Source organism: Roseovarius sp., assembly GCF_965277045.1.
Classification (GTDB): Bacteria; Pseudomonadota; Alphaproteobacteria; order Rhodobacterales; family Rhodobacteraceae; genus Roseovarius.
The window spans coordinates 1430714-1452062 of record NZ_OZ255712.1 but is presented as its reverse complement, the minus strand read 5'-3'; the positions used below and the strand labels follow the sequence as shown (position 1 = coordinate 1452062).

Below are 21349 nucleotides of genomic sequence, written 5' to 3'. Positions count from 1 at the left end.
GCGGCGATGTCAGCCGACGGACAACAGACGGATCGCCTCGTCCTGGCCCATCAGCCACAACAGGACGCGGGCGGCCTGCCCGCGCTCTGACTGCAAGTCGGGGTCGTCGGCCAGCAGTTTCCGCGCATCGGTCTGGGCGGTGGCCATCAGCCCCGCCTGCGCCTCCATGTCCGCGACGCGGAAGCGCGGCAGGCCCGATTGCGCCGTGCCGATAAGGTCGCCGACGCCGCGCATCTCGAGGTCCACCTCGGCGATGCGAAATCCGTCCTCGGTCTCGCGCATCGTGTCCATCCGGCGCTGGCCGCCTTCCGACAAAGGCGCCTGGTACATCAACAGGCAGGTCGATTGCGCCTCCCCCCGCCCCACGCGGCCGCGCAGCTGGTGCAGTTGCGCAAGGCCGAAATGCTCGGCCCGTTCGATCACCATGATTGACGCGTTGGGTACGTCCACCCCCACCTCGATCACCGTGGTGGAGACCAGAACGCTGGTTTCGCCCGCTTGGAAGGCCGCCATGGCCGCGTCCTTGTCGGCGGGCGGCATCTGGCCATGCACCAGCCCGACGCGTCCCTCGCCCAAGGCGGCGCGCAAGTGCCTGAACCGCTCTTCGGCGCTGGTCAGGTCCATCACCTCGGATTCCTCGACCAGCGGGCAGACCCAATAGGCCTGCCGCCCCTCGGCGATGGCGCCCCTCAGGTGCTCGACCACTTCCTGCATGCGCGCCATGTTCGTCAGCGCGGTCTTGATCGGCTTCCGACCCGGCGGTTTTTCATCGAGGATGCTGACATCCATATCGCCATATTGCGCCAGCGCAAGGCTGCGTGGAATGGGCGTCGCGGTCATCACCAGGACGTCGACCGCCTGCCCCTTGCGCCCCAGTTCCAGCCGCTGGCGCACGCCGAACCTGTGCTGTTCGTCCACCACGGCCAGGCGCAGATCGTGAAACTCCACGTCCTTCTGGAACACCGCATGGGTGCCCACGAGGATATGGATATCGCCGCGCTGCAACGCCTCCAGCTTGGCGCGCCGCTCGGCCCCCTTGTCGCGGCCGGTCAGCAATTCCAGCACCACGCCCGCAGACTCCGCCAGCGGGCGCAACCCTTCCAGGTGCTGCCGCGCCAGGATCTCGGTGGGGGCCATCATCACCCCCTGCCCGGCCGCCTCGACCGCGACCAGAAGCGCTATGAGCGCCACCAGCGTCTTGCCCGCGCCCACGTCGCCCTGCAGCAGGCGGTTCATGCGCAAGGGCGCGGCCATGTCGGCGGCGATCTCTTCGATGGCGCGGGCCTGTGCGCCCGTGGGCGTATAGGGCAAGGCGGCGCGGACCTTTGCCTGCAACCGGCCCGTGGCCTCGCTCACCCGCCCCTTGCCGCGCCGCATCCTGGCGCGGGCCAGCGCGAGGGTCAGCTGGTGCGCCATGAACTCGTCATAGGCCAGCCGCGTGCGGGCCGGATCGGTCGCCGCCAGATCGCCCATCTTCGCGGGGGAATGGGCCTGCTCCAGCGCCGCGTGCCAGTCGGGCCAGCTGCCTTGCGCCTTCTGTGACCCGTCGATCCATTCCGCCAACTGCGGCGCACGCATCAGCGCCGACCGCACGGCCTTCGCCATCGTCTTTTGCGTCACCCCGGCGGTCAGCGGGTAGACCGGTTCGAAATCCGGTATTTCGCCAGCCTCTTCCACGGGCAGGATGTGGTCGGGATGCACCATCTGCGCCATCCCGTCGAAGAGTTCCACCTTGCCCGACACCACGCGCCGCGCGCCGGTGGGCAGCACGCGATTGAGGTAGTCGTCGCGGCCGTTGAAGAAGACCAGCTGGAAGGCCACGCTGCTGTCCTCGACCTGGATGCGATAGGGCCGTCCCCGGCTGCGCGGCGGATCGTGCCGGCCCACCGTCACCTCGACCGTGACCGTGCCGGGCAGGTCCGCGCCTTGCACCGTGTCGCGCTTGCGCCGGTCGATGCCGGAATGCGGCAGCGTGAACAAGAGGTCGCGGGGCTTGGAAATATGCAGCGCCTCCAGCGTCTTGGCAGTCTTCGGCCCCACGCCTTCCAGCGTTTCCAGCTCCGCGAAAAGCGGAAAGAGGATTTCGGGCCGGGTGCTCATGCGTCGCCGATCAGTTCCAGCCAGCCATCCTCGTCGATGGTCTCGATCCCCAGCTCCGCGGCCTTCTTCGCCTTACTGCCCGCCCCCGGCCCGGCCACCAGCAGGTCGGTTTTTGCCGAGACCGAGCCCGACACCTTGGCGCCCAAAGCCTCGGCCCGCGCCTTGGCCTCGGCGCGGGTCATCTTTTCCAGCGTGCCGGTGAAGACGACGGTTTTTCCGGCCACGGGGCTGCCATCGGTGGCCGGGGCCGCCGCCTCCTGAATCGTCAGGTGTGCGGTCAGCCGGTCGATGCTTTCGCGCTCATGCTCCTGTGCGAAGGCGGTCACCAGGCTGCGGGCCATGACCTCGCCCACCCCGTCGATGGACAGAAGGTTGTCCCATTCCGGGCCTTCGCAGTCTTTCGCGGCGTCCATCGCCTCGGTAAACGCCTCCCAGCGCCCATAGCTGCGCGCGATGAGGGTGCTGGCCTGCTCGCCCACGTGGCGGATGCCAAGCGCGAAGAGCACGCGGCCGAAGGGAATGTCGCGCTTCTCGTCGATCGCCTGGAACAGGTTCTCGGCACTTTTCTCGCCCCAGCCCTTGATGTCGGCAAGAGGTTTGGCCGAAATCCGCGTCAAAGCCGGTTCGAAGTCCTCCAGAGGATCGACGCCCATCGTCGTCAAAAGCTCGCGCCGTGCCTCGATGCGGGAGGCGCGCTCTTCACCGTCTCCGGTCGTCCAGCTCGCGACGACCTCTGACGCGGGTTTCAGAAGCTTGGTTTCCCCGTTGTCGCGCGCCTTGAGCGTGAAAATGTCCGCCGGTTCAGCGATCCATCCCAATTGATAGAACGCCTCGACCTGCTTCGCCCCCAGCCCCTCGATGTCGAAGGCCGCGCGGCTGACGAAATGTTTCAGCTTCTCGACCGCCTGCGCCGGGCAGATCAGACCGCCGGTGCAGCGGCGCACGGCATCGCCCTCCTCGCGGATCGCCTCGGAGCCGCATTCGGGGCATACCGTCGGGAAGTCGTAGGGCTTCGTCCCCTTGGGCCGCTTCGACAGGTCCACGTCCGCCACTTTCGGGATCACGTCGCCGGCGCGGTAGACCTGCACCCAGTCGCCCACGCGGATGTCCTTGCCGCCGCGGATCTCCTGGCCCTTGCTGTCCCGACCCTTGATGTAATCCTCGTTGTGCAGGGTGGCGTTGCTGACCACCACGCCGCCCACGGTGACCGGCGTCAGCCGCGCCACCGGGCTGAGTGCGCCGGTGCGGCCCACCTGGATTTCGATCTTCTCCAGCGTGGTCCAGGCCAGCTCGGCCGGAAATTTATGCGCCGTGGCCCAGCGGGGCGTGGTGCTACGAAAGCCCAGCCGGCGTTGCAGGTCGAGGTCGTTCACCTTGTAGACCACGCCATCGATGTCATAGCCCAGGCTGGCGCGCTGTTGTTCGATCTCGTCGTAATGCGCCTGCATCTCTGCCGGGCCGTCGCACAGCGCGGTCAGCGGGTTGGTTTGAAACCCCAGGTCGGCCAGTCGGTCGATCGCGGCCATCTGCGTGTCGGCCAGCGCTTCGCTCACCTCGCCCCAGGCATAGGCGAAGAACCGCAAGGGCCGCGCCTTGGTGATGCTACTGTCGAGCTGCCGCAACGAGCCCGCGGCGGCGTTGCGCGGGTTGGCGAAGGTCTTGGCGCCCTTCTCTGATTGGCGCGCGTTCAGCGCCTCGAAATCGGCATGGCTCATGTAGACCTCGCCGCGCACCTCCAGCACCTCCGGCGCGCCTGTCAGCGTCACCGGGATATCGTCGATGGTGCGCGCGTTGGCGGTGACGTTCTCGCCCACTGCACCGTCGCCGCGCGTGGCGGCCTGCACCAGTTTGCCCCCCTCGTAGCGCAGGCTCAGGCTCAGCCCGTCGATCTTGGGCTCGGCGGTGTAGTCCAACGGCGCATCGGCCGCGAGGCCGAGATAGCGGCGAATGCGGTCGTCGAACTCGGTCACCTCGGCGTCGTCGAACACGTTCGACAGGCTCAGCATCCGGACCGCGTGGGTCACTTTCGCGAAACCGTCGGCCGGGGCGGCACCCACCTGGTCGCTGGGGCTGTCGGCGCGCTTCAGGCCGGGAAAACGCGCCTCGATCGCGGCGTTGCGGGCCTTGAGCCGGTCATATTCGGCGTCGCTGATCTCTGGCGCGTCATCTTGGTGGTAGGCGGTGTTGGCCTTGGCCAGCAGGTCCGCCAGGCGTTCCAGCTCGGTGCGCGCGTCCTCTTCGGTCAGCTCGTCCACGGGTGTCTCGGTGCTCATGCCCTGTCCTCGATGCGTCTGGCGATCATCTCCGTTTCCGAAGTGTTAATGCCTTTCGCAGCGAAGCTGAATGACCGATTTTCAGGGCCGGCCGCAACGGACCCGCGCCGCTTGCGAAGACCCGCCAGGTTCGAGTGGCCCGAGTGGCCCCGAGCGCCGGGCGTGGTCCCGGTCTGCCGGTGCAGGCGACCGGCGAAAGGTCACCGGGCCCGGCGTTGGGGCCGGACCCGGTCGGGGGAAGGCCCTGTGGCAAGCCCCGGCGCGTCGGGCCGGTTTTGCGCGACGTACCCATTGTGGGAACGCGGCTCAGGATCGGGGGGGGCGGCCCGCCCGCAGTCCGGTCTCAGGCGCCCACGGCCAGGCGGGGACCGTCGCCCTTGCCTTCACTCGGATCGGGGTCGCGCAGGACATAGCCGCGGCCCCAGACCGTTTCGATGTAGTTGTCTCCGCCCGTCGCCTCGGCGAGTTTCTTGCGCAGCTTGCAGATGAAGACGTCGATGATCTTGAGCTCCGGCTCGTCCATCCCGCCGTAAAGGTGGTTCAGGAACATCTCTTTCGTCAGAGTCGTGCCCTTGCGCAGGCTGAGCAGTTCCAGCATCTGGTATTCCTTGCCCGTCAGGTGCACGGTCTTGCCCGCGACATCCACCGTCTTGGCGTCGAGGTTCACGTTCACCTTGCCGGTGCGGATCATCGACTGCGAATGTCCCTTGGACCGGCGGATGATGGCGTGGATCCGCGCCACCAGTTCCTCTCGGTGGAAGGGCTTGGTCAGGTAATCGTCGGCACCGAAACCGAACCCCTTGATCTTGTTCTCGGTGTCGTCCGCCCCGGACAGGATGAGGATCGGCGTGTCGATCCGTGCAAGCCTGAGTTGCCGCAGCACCTCGTGCCCGTTCATGTCCGGCAGGCCCAGATCGAGCAGGATCAGGTCGTAATCGTAAAGCTTGGCCAGATCGATCCCTTCCTCGCCCAGATCCGTGCTGTACACGTTGAGGTTGGCATGGGTCAGCATCAACTCGATGCTTTTCGAGGTATTCGGATCGTCTTCGACCAGAAGAACGCGCATGTTCAATTCTCCGCTTATAACCTTGTCGCGAACGATCTTCCCGAAAATTGGTTAACCGCTGGTTACTATATGAGAACAAATAGAGGTGTCTACCTCAGGTTGTCCACAGGTTTTGCCACTGTCACCTTCAGCCCCGCCTCGCCGTGGCGAGATACCGCTTCAAGCCATTCGTGAAATTCCTCTGCGCTGATCTGGTACATCTCCTGCGCCTCTGCCTGCGACAGCAGGCCATGCGCCACCGCCCGCACAACCAGGAGTTTTCTCGACGCCACCCACCGCTGCGTGTCCGGCGCCGGCAAATCGGCCCGCGTCATGACGCTGCCATCCGGCAGGGTCACGGCGCGGGGCCCTGCGACTTTCTTCAGATACATCTGGTTCACCCCTCGATAACACCCTGCCCACATTCGGGATTTGTCCTTAACGCTGGGTGAAACGGGGCGCGGTGAATGCCTAGTATTTTCCTAAAAGCGGGCGGCGACGGGTGAGCGCCAAGGCGGCCGGCTTGACACTTGCGGCGCGGCAGGCCACACCGCGCCCTCTTAACACCTGTCGGATCCTTCCTATATTCGGGCAAACGCCGGAGCCCTGCCATGCCGCTCGATCCTGAACTGAATTCGCTTGGATTTCCCAAGGCGCCCGCCGACACGCGGGTCGTCGTCGCCATGTCGGGCGGCGTCGACAGTTCCGTCGTGGCCGCACAGTTGGCGGAAGAAGGCTATGACGTGGTCGGTGTGACATTGCAGCTTTACGATCACGGCGCGGCCCTGGCCAAGAAAGGCGCCTGCTGCGCCGGGGTCGACATCCACGACGCGCGGCGCGTGGCCGAGGAAATGGGCTTTCCGCATTACGTGCTGGATTACGAGAACATCTTCAAAGACGCGGTGATCGACGAGTTCGCCGACAGCTATCTGGCCGGCGCGACGCCCGTGCCCTGCATCCGCTGCAACGAGCGGGTCAAGTTCAAGGACCTGCTGGAAACCGCCAAGGACCTCGATGCAGATTGCATGGCAACCGGCCATTACATCCAGCGCAAGACGGGCGAGCGCGGCCCCGAGCTGCATTGCGCGGCGGACGCCAATCGTGACCAGAGCTATTTCCTCTTTTCGACCACGCCGGAACAGCTGGACTTCCTGCGCTTTCCGCTGGGACACCTGCCGTCCAAGGACGCGACGCGGGCTTTGGCCGCGCGTTATGGTCTGCCTGTCGCCGACAAACCCGACAGCCAGGACATCTGCTTCGTGCCGAACGGCAACTATGCCAGCGTGATCGAAAAGCTGCGCCCCGGCGCGGCGGAACCCGGCGAGATCGTCCATGCGGACGGTCGCGTCCTGGGGCAGCACAACGGCGTCATCCACTACACGATCGGCCAGCGCCGGGGTCTGGGCATCGGTGGCCTGGAAGAGCCGCTTTACGTGGTGAAACTCGACGTCGATACGCAGCGCGTGATCGTCGGACCCAAAGAGATGTTGGCGACCCGCTCCGTTCCGGTGCGCGAGATAAACTGGCTGGGCGACGAGGATTTTCAGAGCCGTCCCGAGTGGCACGTGTCGGTCAAGGTCCGCTCCACCCGCCCCCCGCGCGAGGCGGTCATCCGCCCCACCGGGCCGGACACGGCGGAGGTCGAGCTGATGGTGGCCGAGGAAGGTGTATCGCCCGGCCAGGCCTGCGTGTTCTATGAGACCGAAGGCAGCCGTATTCTGGGCGGCGGCTGGATCTGGAAAGGCTGACCGGGGTCAGGCCCCAGGCGCGGCTACGCAAACCCGGCCACGCCTCGGGGCATCCTTTCATGGCGGCGCGGATCGGTCCGGCTGTTCTGCCGAAACGACGAGAATTTCCAGCCCTGTGGCTCGGCGACGAAGCCGTGGCGCACCGGATCGGTCCGGCAATGTTGACGGAACGCCTCGAGGTCCGCACGGTTGCGGACAGGTTCGACGATGTCCTGCGGAACCCACAGATGCGCGCCGCCCGCCGCGATCTGGCTGGGTGTCATCGCCCGTGTCGAGACCCGGGCGGCAAACCGCGCCTTGATCGTTTTGAGCCGGATGGCAAGGTCGTCGTCGCCAATGGGCAATGTCAGGACGGCGTGCAGGTGATCGGGCAGGACGACCCAGGCGTCGATCTCGAACGGCCAGAGCTCGCGGACCATGCGGACCGCGCCTTGCAGGTGGTCGATCTCGTCCACCAGCGTCGTTGCACCCGGTTCGGCCAGGGTCAGGGTGACGAACCGGCTGACGCCCCGACGGCGCAGGGGAAGAAGCTGTACCATGGCCCGAAGACTGGGCGATTCCCGTTAAAGAACTGTTGACGCGGGCGCACGCCGTGTCAGCCGGGCATCCGGTCCAGCACCGCGCGGGCGGCGCGCAGGCCCGGATCCTCGCCGCCGCGCCCCAGCCGCTCCATCGTCAGGCGCATCGCGTCCAGCTGCGTACCGGGATTGTCCAGCATGTCCAGAACGCCGGGCGCGATCAGCTCTGCCCGGCAACGCTCGCCGTTGAATTCGGGGATGGCGCGGGTTTCCGACACCAGATTGACCAGCGTCAGCGTGTCGATGATCAGCATCCGGCGGATGATCTCGCGCGTGATCCAGTTGGTGTCGTAGGCGATGACCATGGGTGTATCGGCGGCGGCCAGTTCCAGCGAGACGGTGCCCGACGCCGCCAGCGCCCCCTGCGCCGCGCCGAAGGCGGCGGCCTTTGTCCTCTTGTCGCGGTCGCCCTGCCCTGTCGGGCCGACCACAACCGGGTCGCCGGGCCAGTCGGCCACAAGTTCCGTGATCTGTTCGGTGCGCGCCGCAACGGTCGGGATCACCAGTCGCAACTCGGGTTTCGCCGCGCAAACCTGCCGGATTGCCTCGCCAAAGATCGGGCCCAGCCGCGCCACCTCGCCACCGCGCGAGCCGGGCAGGACCAGCAGCACCGGCGCCTCGCCGAGGCCGTGATCGGCGCGGAACTCTGCGATCTCGTCAGCCGAGGCCGGGGCATCGTTCACCACCGGGTGGCCGACGAAATCGCAGTCCACGCCCGCGGCCTCCAGGTAGGGCGGCTCGAACGGCAGGAGCGCCAGCACCTGGTCGATCACCTTCGCCATCTTGTCGGCGCGCCCGGGCCGCCAGGCCCAGACCGAGGGAGCGACGTAATGCACGGTGCGTAAGTCGCTCATTTCCTTGATGATCTTCGCCACGCGCAGGCAAAAATCGGGGCTGTCGATGCCGATCACCACGTCGGGTGCATAGTCGATCGCCGCCTGGGCAGTCTCGCGGATGCGGCGTTTGAGGTGGAAATACTTGGGCAGGATCTCGACCAGCCCCATCACGCTCAGCTCTTCCATCGGGAACAGCGAGGTCATGCCCTCGGCCTGCATCTGGTCGCCGCCGACTCCGGCGAATTCCACCGCGGTCAGCGACTTGAGGCCCGCCATCAGCGCCGCACCCAGCCGGTCGCCCGACGCCTCGCCGGCGATGACAAACACCTTCATGCCGCGTCCCGCGGCCGCACCCACAGGAACATGCCCTGCGCCCGCAGCACCTCGGCCACGCCATCGGGGTCGAGCAGCATCACGCCGCCCGCCTCGATCACGATGCCGGCCAGCCCCGCCTCGGCCGCGCGCATAACGGTGCCAAGGCCGATGAGCGGCATGTCCACGCGCAATTCCTGCCCGGGCTTGGGTGCCTTGAAGAGAAGGCCGCCCTCGCTCTTATCCTCCGCGGCCCGCGCCTCGGCCACCGGGCCGCTCAGCCAGTCGGCAACGCTGCCGAGCATGTCGCCGACGATCTCGAACGGGTCGTCGGACATCCAGTGGCTCGGCGTCTCGGGGCAAAGGTCGGCCAGCATGGCGTCGGTGCCGCGGGCATCCTCGCGGGCGATGACCGTGCCGTCGCGCACCACCACCGCCTGTCCCTTGTCGGCCGCCGCAAGGTCGGCCAGCGCGGCCTCCGCTGTGGCGATGTCGCGCTCCACGCCTTCGGGCAACGCGCCGGTCAAACCCTCGGGTGGCAAGAGCGACGGGTCGATCTCGGCCGCGCCGATCACCTCCAGCCCCGCCTCCTCGAATATCTCGGTGAAAATGCGCAGCGTGCTGTCGTCGCCCGAATTGGTCAGCGCCGCCTGCACCTTGGGCACCAGCGGCAGAGTCGCCGCGTCGATCTTCGCGGGATCAATCGGAGGACGGCGCATGGCCCCGGCCATGCAAACCCGTGTCACGCCGATCTCTTTCGCGGTGGCGATGAAGCTGCCCAGCGTTTCAAGACGAAAGCCCAGCCGCGGCAGCTCGCCTCTCACATCCGATGGAAACTGTTCGATCTCGCAAACAACCGGCACCTCGCCACGGGCCAGCATCACCCGCACCAGTTGCGGTGGCAGGCCCCCCTGCCCGGCGATCAGCGCCAGCGTCATCGGCGCCTCAGCCCGCGCCCGGCGTCAGGAAGGACCGGTCACTTCCCGCCAGCACGAAATTCACGATCTGGCGGACATAGTCGCTCTCGGTCTCCTCGCCCAGCCGGCGGGCGCGATCCTGGAACGCGCCCTCGCCCTGCGCCAGCATCTGGAACGCCGCGCGCAGCGCGGTGATATCCGACCGCGCCACCCCGCGCCGCTTGAGACCCACCAGGTTCAACCCGTCCAGATGCCCGCGCGGTGCCTGGACCAAACCATAGGGAATCACGTCGTTGGTCACCATCGTGACCGCGCCGATGATCGCGCCCTGCCCGATCCGCACCCATTGGTGCACGCCCGAAAGCCCGCCGATGATCACGTCGTCCTCGACCACGCAATGGCCTGCAAGGGCCGCGTTGTTGACAATGATCACCCGGTTGCCCACCTGCACGTCATGGGCCACGTGGCAGCCGGCCATGAAGAGGCCCTCGTCGCCCACGCGGGTGATGCCGCCACCGCCCTCGGTGCCGGAGTTCATCGTCACATGCTCGCGGATGCGGTTGCGCTTGCCGATGACCAGCTTCGTTTTCTCACCGGCGAATTTCAGGTCCTGCGGGATCTCTCCGATGCAGGCGAAGGGAAAGATCACCGATCCCTCGCCAACTTCGGTGTCTCCGGTGACGACCACGTGGGATTTCAGAACGACGCCGTCGTCCAGGCGAACCTCGGGTCCGACATGGCAGAACGGGCCGATCTCGACGCCCGCGCCGATCCGGGCGCCCTCTTCGACGACGGCACTGGAATGGATGCGCGTCTCGTCCATGCGGGTCACTCCTTCGGCAGATCCATCATCGCGGTGAAATCCGCCTCGCAGGCCAGTTCCCCCTCGACCGTCGCCTCGCCGTGAAAGCGCCAGACCTTGCCGCCGGGCTTGCCGCGCGTGGTGGTCACCTTCAGCTCCAGCACGTCGCCGGGCACCACCATGCGGCGGAACTTGCAGCCCTCGATGGCCATGAAATAGACCAGCAGATCGCGGTCCTCCATCTTCAACGCGGCGCCCACCATGACGGCGGCGGTCTGCGCCATCGCCTCGACGATGGTGACGCCCGGCATGATCGGTTTGGCCGGAAAATGGCCCTGGAAATGCGGCTCGTTCATCGTGACGTTCTTGATGCCGCGGGCCGAGGCGGTCCCGTCCATGTCCACGACCTTGTCCACCAGCAGGAACGGATAGCGATGCGGAATCAGCCGTTGGATGCGGCCGATATCGGCGCTGTCGAGAGGGGGGGTCATGTGTCGTATATTCCTTCTGCCCTGTCGCGCGAGCCTCAGCCGTCGCGCCCGGTGTCCCGGCTTAGCAACTCGGCCCCGGCGGGGCAAGCGCGGCGGCGCGCGCGCCTAAAGCGTTTCGCGACAAACCTGGATCACGGCTTAGCCGCGAAACGCAGCACAACAGCCGATCGGTGCACACGTTTCGCCTTTCACTGACGGCTCGGGTAAGCGGTGAAACGCTTTAGTTGTCGGTCGTGTTCCCGGCGCCGTCGCCAGCGGCGTCGTCCTCGCTGCCGGCCTGCGAAGGCTCCCCGCCATTGCCCGCGCCATCGCCCAGCGTGGCGTCGATGCGTTGCACCGCGGCGCTGGTGATGTCGACGACATCGTCCTGCAACAGCACCGTGCGCCGGTCCATCACCACCGAGGCCCCGGCCTCGCGCATCAGTTCGACCAGCACAGGTTCGACCTGGCGCATGAAATCCAGCGGCGCGCGTTCGCGGTTGCGTTCGTGCTGGCGGACCCGGCGTTGGCTGTCGGCGCGAATCTGCTGCACCTTCTCGTCAAAGGCGTCAGCCAGGGCGCGGAAATTTTCCGGAGATGTCGTATCCCGCTGTTCGGTCAGCGCCAGTTCCTCGGCTTCCAGCTCGGACTCGAGCTTGCGGTTGAGCGCGATCAGGTCCTCGCGCTCCTGCTGCAGGCGGGCCGTGATGGCTTGCCCCATGCGGGTGTCCTCGAACAGGCGTTCGGGATCCACTACCAGGATATCGCTCTGCACCACGCCGACGTTCTGCGCCAGCGCGGGCACGGCGCCACCGGCGACCCAGGCCGGGACCGCCAGCAGGGCCACCGACATCAGCAGCGCCCGTAGCGGTCTCATCTCAGAATTCCGTGCGTACCGTGATATCGAACTCGCGCTCGATGTCGCCCGGCTCTTTCTTGAGCGCTTTCGAGAAGTTCAGCCGCAGCGGACCGAACGGCGAGTCCCAGAACAGCGACAGGCCGACCACGTGGCGCGGATTGAACCCGGTCGATTGCGCCGCACCGATCGTATCGACATTCCAGATCGCGCCGACATCGTAGAACGCGCCGCCCGACAGGCCGAATTCCTCGGGCGTGCCCAGCGGGAATTCCACGTCGAACTTGGCGACCGCATAGAGGTTGCCGCCCAGGTGTTCGCCATTCTGGATCGGGCCCATGCCGTTGGAATCGAAGCCGCGCATCACCTGCCCGGTATAACGGTCTATGGCGCGGGACTGGTCGCCGCCCATGAAGTCCAGCGCACCGGCCTCGACCGAGGCGCGCAGCGTGATCTCTTCGTTGAAGGCAAGTTTTTGTCCGGCCACGCGCATGGAGTACTTCATGTACTCCAGGTCTCCACCAAGCCCGTTATATTCCACGCCAGCATCGATCAGAACGCCGGCATTGGGGTTGAGCCCCGTGCGCCGCGTGTCGAAGACGACGCGCGTGCCGATGCCGCTGGTAAAGAAATCGCCCTGCGCGACCTCGGCGGCGAGAGTGGGCGAAACGCCGGTATAGTCATCCATCTCCTGATAGCCGGCGCGGTAATACAGCGACAGGCGGCTGTTCTCGGACACGGGGAAGGTCAGGCTGGGCTGGAAGACGCCCTGGACGGTGTCATAAAGGCTGTTGTTGCCATCGGTTTCCAGCAACGAGGTCTGGATCGCGAATTCCACGTCGCGGCCCAGGAAGGCCGGCTCGGCAAATGAAAGATTGTAGTTCGCGGTATCCGCCGAGGCCGCGATCTGTGCTGTCACGCGCTGGCCACGGCCCAGGAAATTGCGCTCTGAAAAGCCCAGCGTCAGGCCGAAACCGCCGTCCGAACTGTAGCTGCCGCCGAAGGAGAGCGTGCCGGTGGTGGTTTCCTCGACATCCACGTCGACCACGACCTGGCTGGGGTCCGACCCTTCGCGGGCCTCCACGTCCACGTCCTCGAAATAGCGCAGCGCGCGGATGCGCTCGGCGGCTTCGCGAATCTGGCGCGGGTTGAACGGGTCGCCCTCGACCGGCGTGAACTGCCGGCGGATGACGCGGTCCAGGGTGGTGGTGTTGCCCTCGATGTCGATGCGTTCGACAAAGACGCGCGGCCCGCGCACCAGCATGAACTCCACGTCCAGCGTCAGGTCCCGCTCGTTGCGGGTGATGACCGGCTCCACCCGCAGGAAGTCGACGCCCTGCTTGATCGCCAGCCGTTCCATCCGCGCGATCGAACTCTCGACCAGGGTGGGCGAATAGACGACGCCCGGGCGAATCTTCAGAACGTTCTGATAAACGGCGGCATCGGCCTCGGGGATCTCGCTCGTGGTGGTGATCTGCCCAAAGCGGAATTGCTGGCCTTCCTGCACGTTGAAGGTCACGAAATAGCTGTCGCGTTCCTGCGCCAGTTCGGCGTTGGTGCCGGTGACGCGGAAATCCACGTAGCCGCGCGACAGGTAGAAATCGCGCAGCACCTGCTTGTCGAATTCCAGCCGCTCGGCATTGAACGTGTCGCGCGAGACGATGGCGCGCAGCAGGCCCGCCTGCTTGCTGTCCACCACGCGGCGCAGCCGGCGGTCGGAATAGGCCCGGTTGCCGACAAAGCTGACCCGGTTCACCTCGATCGCGCCACCCTCGAAGATCTCGTAGACCAGGTCGATGCGGTTGTCGCTGCGGCGGATCACCTTGGGCTGGATCCGAGCCGAGACGCGGCCGTTCTGTTCATAGGCCTCGGTCATGATGGCAATGTCGCGCTCCACCCGCGACGGGCTGAACACCTGGCGCGGTTCGCTTTCTATGAAGCCTTGCAGGTCGGCATCCTTGATGCGCCGGTTGCCCTCGAACGCGACGCGATTGATCGTCGGGTACTCGATGACCCGGATCACCAGCGTGTTGCCCTGCGGGATGACCTGAACGTCCTCGAAAAGACCGCTGGCGCGAATGCGCTGCGCGGCGTCGTTCAACTGACCGGCGCTGACCGTCTCGCCCCGCGCGATGCCCGCCTGGCTGAGGATCGTGCCGCCCTCGATCCGCTGGTTGCCCTCGATGGACACGTTGGTGAAGCGGTAGCTTTGCGCCTGCGCCGGCGATGCGGCGGACAGGGCGGCGGCCATCAGGCCGGCCGCGAAAAGCAGCGAAAGAAAGTGCGTTGAATAAAGCCCTGAAAAGCGCTTCGTCCCCAACCCGATCGACAGTTTCATCAGCAAACCCAATCAGCCATCCCAATGGGCAAAAGCACTACCGGGTCCGGGGAGGGTTGTCAAAACGAGTATGGGAGATTTTTGCGCGAGTGCGTCGTTACGGCGACGCTGCGATCCGCGGCCCTTACAGAGAGCCGACGAAGGCCCCGGCCCAAAGCGCGACGGCGATGGTCGCAAGGTACAGGATGCGGTCCCAGTTCAGGTTCACCAACAGGGTCATCCCGCGATATCCGTTCAGAACGTGTTGCATGTAGTATCCGGCCTTCAACGCGCTTGTTGTCAGAGTATTAACCGGCTTTTCCGATTCTTTTGTGACGACACTCGGGCGGAAAAAATGACGTTTTCAGGGCAGGCCGCGCGCGCCCTGCCCTGCTCTTCCCGTCGCCCCTCCCCCGTACCGGGCCAATCAGGGGCAGAAGATATCGTTGAACAGCGCGAACAGCATCACGCCAAGCACCAGCGTCAGGCCCACGGTCATCATGATCCGCAGCGCGCGTTCGCTGGGCGGCCGGCCGGCCACCGCCTCGTAGGCGTAAAATACCAGGTGGCCGCCATCCAGGACCGGAATCGGAAACAGGTTCAACAGGCCCACGGCGGTGGAAAGAACCGCGATGAACCAGATGAAGCTGTCCACGCCCTGGCTCGCCATCGCGCCCGACACCTCGGCGATGCCGATGGGCCCCGACATGTTGCAGCTGCTGATCGCGCCGGTGACCATGTGATAGAGGCCCGACATCGACCCCGAGATCACCGCCCATGTCTGCGACACCGCGCCCGACAGGGAGTCGCCGAATCCGCGCGGCCCGGTCTGCAATTCATAGGGCAGACCGCCCACGATGCCGATCCGCCAGTTGGTCTCGAACCCGCCGTCTTCCTGCGGTTCGTCCACCCGGCGCGGGGTCAGGTCGAATTCCATCAGATCGCCATCGCGCCACACGTCCAGCGCCACGGTCGCGCCGTCCGAGCCTTCCACCACGTCCTTGAGCTGGTCGAACGCATAGATCCTCTCGCCGTCCAGCCCGACGATCACGTCTTCCTGTTTCAGGCCCGATTCGAATGCCGCCGAGCGGGGCGACAGCTGGGTCACCAGCGGCGGCTGCGGGTGCGGTCCGGTCGCGGTGACAACCTCGCCGTCGCGGCGCACTTCGTAATCCAGCAGCGGTTCCCGCGGCAGCGCGTCGATGAAGGCCTGGAAGACCTCTTGGTCTTCCTCGTCCATGTTGATCAGCGTCGGAATGTCCTGCCCTTCGATCGCCAGCAGCTCGTCGCCCTCCTGCAGGGTGACACCGTCGAACGGCAGCGGGCGCAGGTTGTCGATGACATAGGGCTCGGTGACCTTGCCCTGGCTCATGATGATCGCGCCGAAGACAAGGATCGACAGGATGAAGTTGAAGACGGGCCCCGCCGCCACGGTCAGCGTCCGCGCCCAGAGCGGGGCGCCCAGCATGGTCTTGCGCCTAATCTCGGGCGGCATGTCCTCGACCGTGCCGTCACTGGTGCCGCTGGCGGCGTTCGCGTCGCCCATGAACTTGACGTAACCGCCGAAGGGAAGTGCGGCCAGTTGCCAGCGCGTGCCGTGCCTGTCCATACGGCTGAACAGCACCGGGCCGAACCCCAGCGAAAAGACATCCGCCTTGATGCCGCACCAGCGCCCGACGATGTAATGGCCGTATTCATGGATCGCCACGATGACCGACAGGGCCGCGAAAAAGGCCAGAAGCGTCAGGGCAAGGCCACCGAACTGCGGGAGAAAGCTTAATCCGTCCAAGGTCTGTTATCCGTCCTGCTCTTTCGCCACGCTGTCGACATACATCCTTGCCAGATGGTCCGCGCGGGCTGTTGTATCAAGGGTCATCGGCCTTTGGGCGATCTTGTCATGCCCCTCCAGGCGGGCCAACACCTCTTCGACGATGGTGTTCATCTGCATGAATCGGATCCTGCCGGCGATGAAATGGTCCAGTGCCCGCTCCTTGGCGCCGTTGAACACAGCGCCCATCAGGCCCCGCGCCTCCATCACGTCGCGCGCCAGCCGCAGGGCGGGAAAACGGTCCGGGTCCGGTGCCTCGAAGGTCAGCTGTCCCACCCGGGCAAGGTCAAGCGGGGCGACCGGCAGGTCGCGCCGTTCCGGCCAGTTCAGCGCATAGCCGATGGCGTGGCGCATGTCGTGCGGGCCCATATGCGCCATCATCGCGCCGTCGACGTAATGGACCATGGCGTGCACCAGGGATTCGGGGTGGATCAGCACCTCGATCTGGTCGGGCCGCACGCCGAAGAACTCGCGCGTCTCGATCATCTCCATCGCCTTGTTGAACATCGAGGCGCTGTCGATGGTGATCCGCTTGCCCATGTCCCAGTTGGGATGGGTCGCGGCCTCGTCGGGGGTGGCATGAACCAGCTGATCCAGCGGCCAGTCACGAAAGGCGCCGCCGCTGGCGGTGATGATGATGCGCTGAACGGCGGCGGCGTCCTCGCCCACCAGCGCCTGGAAGATGCCGGAATGCTCGCTGTCCACGGGCAGGATGCGCGCGCCCGCACGCCGCGCGGTGCCCATCATCAGCTGCCCCGCCGCCACCAGCGATTCCTTGTTGGCCAAGGCCAGCGTCGTGCCTTCGTTCAGCGCCGCCAGCCCCGGCGCCAGCCCGGCAAAGCCCACGATGGCCGACATCACCCAGTCTGCGGGCCGCGCGCCCGCTTCGGTCAGCGCGGTCGCGCCCGCGGCGGCCTCGATCCCCGTGCCGCGCAAGGCCGCGCGCAGATCCTCCAGCAGGCTGTCATGCGCGGTGACGGCAATCTCGGCGTCGCACGCGATGGCATCCTGCGCCAGTTTCCCGATGTTGCGCCCGCCGGTCAGGGCGACGACCTGGAACGCGCTGCGGTCGCGCCGCACCAGGTCCAGCGTGTTTTGCCCGATCGAGCCGGTCGCGCCCAGGATGCTCACACGCTTCAAGCGCCGGCCCCCGGCATCAGACCCACGGCCCAGAACAGCAGCGCCGCCGCACTGCTGCCCAGCATGGCGTCGAAGCGGTCGAAAACGCCGCCATGGCCGGGAATGAGGCTCGAGCTGTCCTTGATTCCCTTGCGGCGCTTCACGGCGCTTTCGGCGATGTCGCCCATCTGCCCGGCAAAGCCCACGACCATCGACATCGGCACCAATTCCAGCCCCATGCCCAGCGGCTGAAGAAAGAACATCCCCACGATCCCGGCCAGAAGCCAGCCCGCGATGGTGCCCGACCAGGTCTTCTTGGGACTGACGCGCGGCCAGAATTTCGGCCCGCCCAGCATCCGCCCGGCGAAATACCCCGCCACGTCCGAGGCGATGACGACCAGGATCAGCCACAGGATCCACAGCGTTTCATGCCCGGCGCGCAACCACAGCAGCGCAAAGCAGGCCAGCAGCACCCAGGCGACCACGACAAAGGCCAGCGGCCCGTCCTCGGAGGTTTGGCTGGCCGCGACCAGCGCCAGGCCCAGCATCAGGGGCAACGCGAAGGTGCCGGGAAGGAAATTCAGCGCGACCATCACCACCGTGGCGGCAATCCCCAGGCCCACGGCCTGGCGCGTGGCGAACATGCGCGCGGTTTCCCACACCATGACGCCGCAGATCGCGCAGACCAGAACTATGAAGAACAGCCCGCCCTGGTAGACTCCAAAGGCGCCCAGCACCAGCATCAGCACGCCCGACAGCGCCCGCCGGCGCAGGTCGGACCACTTCGCGCCGCCTGCACTCATGCGGTCACGGCCCCGAACCGCCGGTCCCGCACGCCATAGCCGCGCAGAAGCTCGCCAAAGATTTCCGGCGTGAAATCGGGCCACAGCGTGTCGATGAACTCGTATTCCGCATAGGCCGACTGCCACAGCAGGAAGTTCGAGATCCGCGCCTCGCCCGACGTGCGGATCACCAGGTCGGGATCGGGCAGCACGCAGGTGTCGAGATACTTGGGCAGGGTTTCCTCGTTGACGTCCTCGGGGCGCAGCCGGCCGTCGGCGACGTCACGCGCCAGGCGCTGGGTGGCACGGCTGACCTCGTCGCGTCCGCCATAGTTCAGCGCGATGGTCAGGTTCGTGCCGGTGCATCCTTGGGTCATCGCTTCGGCATCGTCCATCAGCCGGCGCAACTTGGCGTCCAGCCGCGGACGGTCGCCGATGAAGCGCACGCGCACGTTCTCGCGCACGAACTCCTGCATTTCCTTCATGATGTAGCGGCGAAACAGGCTCATCAGCCCCGCTACCTCGGTCTGCGTCCGCTTCCAGTTCTCGGTCGAAAAGGCGAAGATGGTCACGTACTCCACCCCGAAATCGGGACAGGCGGTGACGATCTCCTTGACCCGGCGCGCGCCCGCATGGTGCCCGAAGAGACGCGGCCGCCCACGCTTTTGCGCCCAGCGACCGTTGCCATCCATGATGATCGCCACATGGCGCGGGCCACGACCGGCGGATTGCTCCTGCATGTCTCGCGCCCCTGTCATCTCAGACCTGCATGATTTCGGCCTGCTTGGCCTCCAGCGCGTCGTCCACGGACTTGATGTGCAGGTTGGTCATCTCCTGCACCTCGGTTTCCCAGAATTTCTGGTCGTCCTCGGACATGCCGTCGGCCTTGGCCTTCTTGATCTGGTCCATGCCGTCGCGGCGCACGTTGCGGATGGCGACGCGGGCGTTCTCGGCATATTGCGCGGCCACTTTCGTTAGTTCCTTGCGCCGCTCCTCGTTCAGCTCGGGAATGGGCAGCATGATGATCGTGCCGTTCATCTGCGGATTGATGCCGAGCCCGCTTTCGCGGATGGCCTTTTCCACCTTGTTCACAAGGCCCTTGTCCCAGACATTGACGGTCACCATGCGCGGCTCGGGCACGTTCACGGTGCCGACCTGGTTGATCGGCGTCATCGCGCCGTAGGCGTCCACCATCACCGGCTCCAGCATCGAGGCCGAGGCCCGGCCCGTCCGGAGCGAGGCAAATTCGGTGCGCAAGCTGGTCATCGCGCCGTCCATGCGCCGCTCCAGGTCCTTGGTGTCCAGTTCGAAGTCGTCGCTCATCTTACATCCCTTGTTCTTCCGGACGATGGTCTCGCCTCTATACCGGCAAGTTCCGCCCAATGTATAGGCCCCAGTCCCGTATGAAAGCCTCAGGTTTCGCGTGGATTTTGCGCAGACGGCTCCTAGCCGCCAACCTTCGTATACGTGCCCGTCCCGTCCAGGATCGAGCGAAAGCCGCCCGGCTCGTCCAGGCTGAAGACGATGATCGGCAGGTTGTTGTCGCGCGCCAGCGCGATCGCACTGGCATCCATCACGCCCAGGTGCTTGGCCAGCACCTCGTCATAGCTGACCTCCTCGAACCGCTTGGCATCGTCGAATTTCATCGGGTCCTTGTCATAGACCCCGTCCACCTTGGTGCCCTTGAAGATCGCCTCGCAGGCCATCTCGTTGGCGCGCAGCGTGGCCGCCGTATCGGTGGTGAAATAGGGGTTCCCGGTGCCGGCGGCAAAGATGCACACCCGCTTTTTCTCAAGGTGCCGCACCGCGCGGCGGCGGATATAGGGCTCTGCCACCTCGTCCATGCGAATGGCGGTGATCACCCGGCAGAACACGCCCAGCTTCTCCAAGGCACTCTGCATCGCCAGCGCGTTCATCACCGTGGCCAGCATCCCCATGTAGTCGGCGGTCGTCCGCTCCATCCCCTGAGCGCTGCCTTGCAGCCCACGAAAGATGTTGCCGCCGCCGATCACCATGCAGATCTCGACGCCCATGTCATGGACCGATTTCACCTCGCGCGCGATCCGCTCCACCGTGGGCGGGTTCAGACCGTAATTCGCGTCACCCATCAGCGCCTCGCCGGAAATCTTCAGCAGGACCCGGCTGAACGTGGTCTCGGGGGCGGCAGCGTCTGGCATGGGGCGGCTCCTTATGCGCGGTCTTGGAACGGTCCCGGTGCGGGTCGTCTCTTGGCGCGCAAAATGGGCGAAAACGCCCCCGGGTTCAATCGCCAAACCGGACCACACGGCACTGGTGTACCCGGATTTCCGCCAAAGCCGCTTAAAACCCGTGTGGAAACGTCCTAAACGAAGGACATGATCACCCTGCCCGACATCCCCGCCAACATTCCCCCCGGCATTCCCCCCGGCATTCCCCCCGGCATTCCCCCTGACCGGCCCGTGCTGATCGCCGGCCCCACTGCCTCCGGCAAATCCGCCCTGGCGCTGGCCCTGGCCGAGCGGGACGGCGGATGCATCGTCAATGCCGACGCGCTTCAGGTCTTCGCCAACTGGCGCATCCTCACCGCCCGGCCTTCGCCCGAGGACGAGGCCCGCGTGCCCCATGCCCTCTACGGTTACGTACCGGGGGACGCGGCCTATTCGGTGGGCCATTGGCTGCGCGATCTGGCGCCCCTGTTGCGCCACGGGCCCCGTCCGATCATCGTCGGCGGCACCGGGCTCTATTTTTCGGCCCTGACCGAGGGGCTGGCCGACATCCCCACCATCCCGCCCGAGATCCGCGCCGAGGCCGACGCGCGGCTTGCCGAGAGGGGCCTGCACCACCTGCTCGACGAGCTTGACCCCGACACCCGGTCGCGGATCGACACAGCCAACCCGATGCGCGTACAACGCGCCTGGGAGGTTCAGCGCGCAACCGGCAAACCCTTGGCCCTTTGGCAGGACGCCACCCCGCCCCCGCTCCTGCCGCCTGACGGCGCAACGCGCCTCCTGGTCGGCGCGCCCAAGGACTGGCTGACCCCGCGAATCGAGCGCCGGTTCGACCTGATGCTCGACGCTGGCGCGCTGGAAGAGGCGCGCGACAACCTCGCTACATGGTCCGCGTCGCATCAATCGTCGAAAGCCATCGGAGCCCCCGAACTCATCGCCCACCTCAAGGGCGAGATGACGCTCGACGCCGCCCGCGGAGCGGCGATCATCGCCACGCGGCAATATGCCAAACGTCAGCGCAGCTGGTTCCGCGCCCGCATGAAAAACTGGCAAACCCTCGCCGCCGCCGCGCTGTGATCCGGCTTTGACCTTGTCACACCTGTACAGAATCGGACATTCCTGCGTCCAATTCGATGCAATCTCTGCGCTCTGCGTACAG

20 protein-coding genes are annotated in these 21349 nt (G+C 66.1%); 2 read left to right on the top strand and 18 right to left on the bottom strand.

Going from position 1 to position 21349, the window contains the following annotated elements; all coding sequences use genetic code 11:
- Window positions 1-9 precede the first annotated feature (9 nt).
- The 4 genes from recG to ACQY4V_RS07105 form a co-directional block, all read right to left on the bottom strand.
- Window positions 10-2100 carry an ATP-dependent DNA helicase RecG gene (recG, locus tag ACQY4V_RS07120; RefSeq protein WP_428516152.1) on the bottom strand — a complete coding sequence of 697 codons (2091 nt, stop codon included), beginning with the start codon at window positions 2098-2100 and terminating at the stop codon, window positions 10-12.
- Window positions 2097-4373, bottom strand: a complete 2277-nt coding sequence (ligA, locus tag ACQY4V_RS07115; protein WP_428516151.1) for an NAD-dependent DNA ligase LigA — start codon at window positions 4371-4373, stop codon at window positions 2097-2099. The genes recG and ligA overlap by 4 nt, the downstream gene beginning before the upstream one ends.
- A 343-nt stretch (window positions 4374-4716) precedes the next feature.
- Window positions 4717-5439 (bottom strand): response regulator transcription factor CtrA, encoded by a 723-nt coding sequence (gene ctrA, locus ACQY4V_RS07110; RefSeq protein WP_222450190.1) that lies wholly within the window; start codon window positions 5437-5439, stop codon window positions 4717-4719.
- A gap of 89 nt (window positions 5440-5528) precedes the next feature.
- Window positions 5529-5810, bottom strand: a complete 282-nt coding sequence (locus tag ACQY4V_RS07105; protein WP_428516150.1) for a DUF1153 domain-containing protein — start codon at window positions 5808-5810, stop codon at window positions 5529-5531.
- A gap of 219 nt (window positions 5811-6029) precedes the next feature.
- Between ACQY4V_RS07105 and mnmA the strand changes: the two genes are divergently transcribed.
- The gene (gene mnmA, locus ACQY4V_RS07100) at window positions 6030-7166 is read left to right on the top strand and encodes a tRNA 2-thiouridine(34) synthase MnmA (protein ID WP_428516149.1); all 1137 of its coding nucleotides are present in this window, start codon (window positions 6030-6032) and stop codon (window positions 7164-7166) included.
- A gap of 23 nt (window positions 7167-7189) precedes the next feature.
- On the opposite strand, the gene ACQY4V_RS07095 is transcribed toward mnmA, so the two are convergent.
- From ACQY4V_RS07095 to pyrH, 14 genes are all read right to left on the bottom strand, one after another.
- On the bottom strand, window positions 7190-7705 hold the full coding sequence (locus ACQY4V_RS07095; protein ID WP_428516148.1) for an REP-associated tyrosine transposase: 516 nt from the start codon (window positions 7703-7705) through the stop codon (window positions 7190-7192).
- A gap of 56 nt (window positions 7706-7761) precedes the next feature.
- Complete coding sequence (lpxB, locus tag ACQY4V_RS07090) at window positions 7762-8913, bottom strand: lipid-A-disaccharide synthase (protein ID WP_428516147.1); 1152 nt, start codon at window positions 8911-8913, stop codon at window positions 7762-7764.
- Window positions 8910-9830 (bottom strand): LpxI family protein, encoded by a 921-nt coding sequence (locus ACQY4V_RS07085; RefSeq protein WP_428516146.1) that lies wholly within the window; start codon window positions 9828-9830, stop codon window positions 8910-8912. Before ACQY4V_RS07085 ends, lpxB begins: the two co-directional genes overlap by 4 nt.
- A gap of 7 nt (window positions 9831-9837) precedes the next feature.
- Entirely contained in the window at window positions 9838-10632 is a 795-nt protein-coding gene (gene lpxA, locus ACQY4V_RS07080; protein WP_428516145.1) for an acyl-ACP--UDP-N-acetylglucosamine O-acyltransferase, read from the bottom strand.
- Window positions 10633-10637: 5 nt separating this feature from the next.
- Window positions 10638-11102, bottom strand: coding sequence for a 3-hydroxyacyl-ACP dehydratase FabZ (gene fabZ / locus ACQY4V_RS07075; RefSeq protein WP_428516144.1), 465 nt, complete (start codon window positions 11100-11102; stop codon window positions 10638-10640).
- 220 nt (window positions 11103-11322) lie between these two features.
- Window positions 11323-11958: an OmpH family outer membrane protein gene (locus ACQY4V_RS07070; RefSeq protein ID WP_428516143.1), complete on the bottom strand. Its 636-nt coding sequence runs from the start codon at window positions 11956-11958 to the stop codon at window positions 11323-11325.
- Between the two features lies 1 nt (window position 11959).
- Complete coding sequence (gene bamA, locus ACQY4V_RS07065) at window positions 11960-14275, bottom strand: outer membrane protein assembly factor BamA (RefSeq protein ID WP_428516142.1); 2316 nt, start codon at window positions 14273-14275, stop codon at window positions 11960-11962.
- 124 nt (window positions 14276-14399) lie between these two features.
- On the bottom strand, window positions 14400-14525 hold the full coding sequence (locus ACQY4V_RS07060; protein WP_261391182.1) for a hypothetical protein: 126 nt from the start codon (window positions 14523-14525) through the stop codon (window positions 14400-14402).
- A gap of 156 nt (window positions 14526-14681) precedes the next feature.
- Window positions 14682-16043, bottom strand: coding sequence for an RIP metalloprotease RseP (gene rseP / locus ACQY4V_RS07055; RefSeq protein ID WP_428516141.1), 1362 nt, complete (start codon window positions 16041-16043; stop codon window positions 14682-14684).
- A 6-nt stretch (window positions 16044-16049) separates the two neighbouring features.
- Entirely contained in the window at window positions 16050-17222 is a 1173-nt protein-coding gene (gene dxr / locus ACQY4V_RS07050; protein ID WP_428516140.1) for a 1-deoxy-D-xylulose-5-phosphate reductoisomerase, read from the bottom strand.
- Complete coding sequence (locus ACQY4V_RS07045; RefSeq protein ID WP_428516139.1) at window positions 17219-18004, bottom strand: phosphatidate cytidylyltransferase; 786 nt, start codon at window positions 18002-18004, stop codon at window positions 17219-17221. Before ACQY4V_RS07045 ends, dxr begins: the two co-directional genes overlap by 4 nt.
- A complete protein-coding gene (locus ACQY4V_RS07040) occupies window positions 18001-18723 on the bottom strand; it encodes an isoprenyl transferase (RefSeq protein ID WP_428516138.1) in 723 nt (240 codons plus the stop codon). Before ACQY4V_RS07040 ends, ACQY4V_RS07045 begins: the two co-directional genes overlap by 4 nt.
- A 19-nt stretch (window positions 18724-18742) precedes the next feature.
- Window positions 18743-19306, bottom strand: coding sequence for a ribosome recycling factor (gene frr / locus ACQY4V_RS07035; protein ID WP_428516137.1), 564 nt, complete (start codon window positions 19304-19306; stop codon window positions 18743-18745).
- 122 nt (window positions 19307-19428) lie between these two features.
- Window positions 19429-20160 (bottom strand): UMP kinase, encoded by a 732-nt coding sequence (gene pyrH, locus ACQY4V_RS07030; RefSeq protein WP_222450178.1) that lies wholly within the window; start codon window positions 20158-20160, stop codon window positions 19429-19431.
- Between the two features lie 177 nt (window positions 20161-20337).
- Here pyrH and miaA point away from each other — a divergent pair, with 177 nt between their 5' ends.
- A complete protein-coding gene (gene miaA, locus ACQY4V_RS07025; RefSeq protein WP_428516136.1) occupies window positions 20338-21267 on the top strand; it encodes a tRNA (adenosine(37)-N6)-dimethylallyltransferase MiaA in 930 nt (309 codons plus the stop codon).
- Window positions 21268-21349 lie beyond the last annotated feature (82 nt).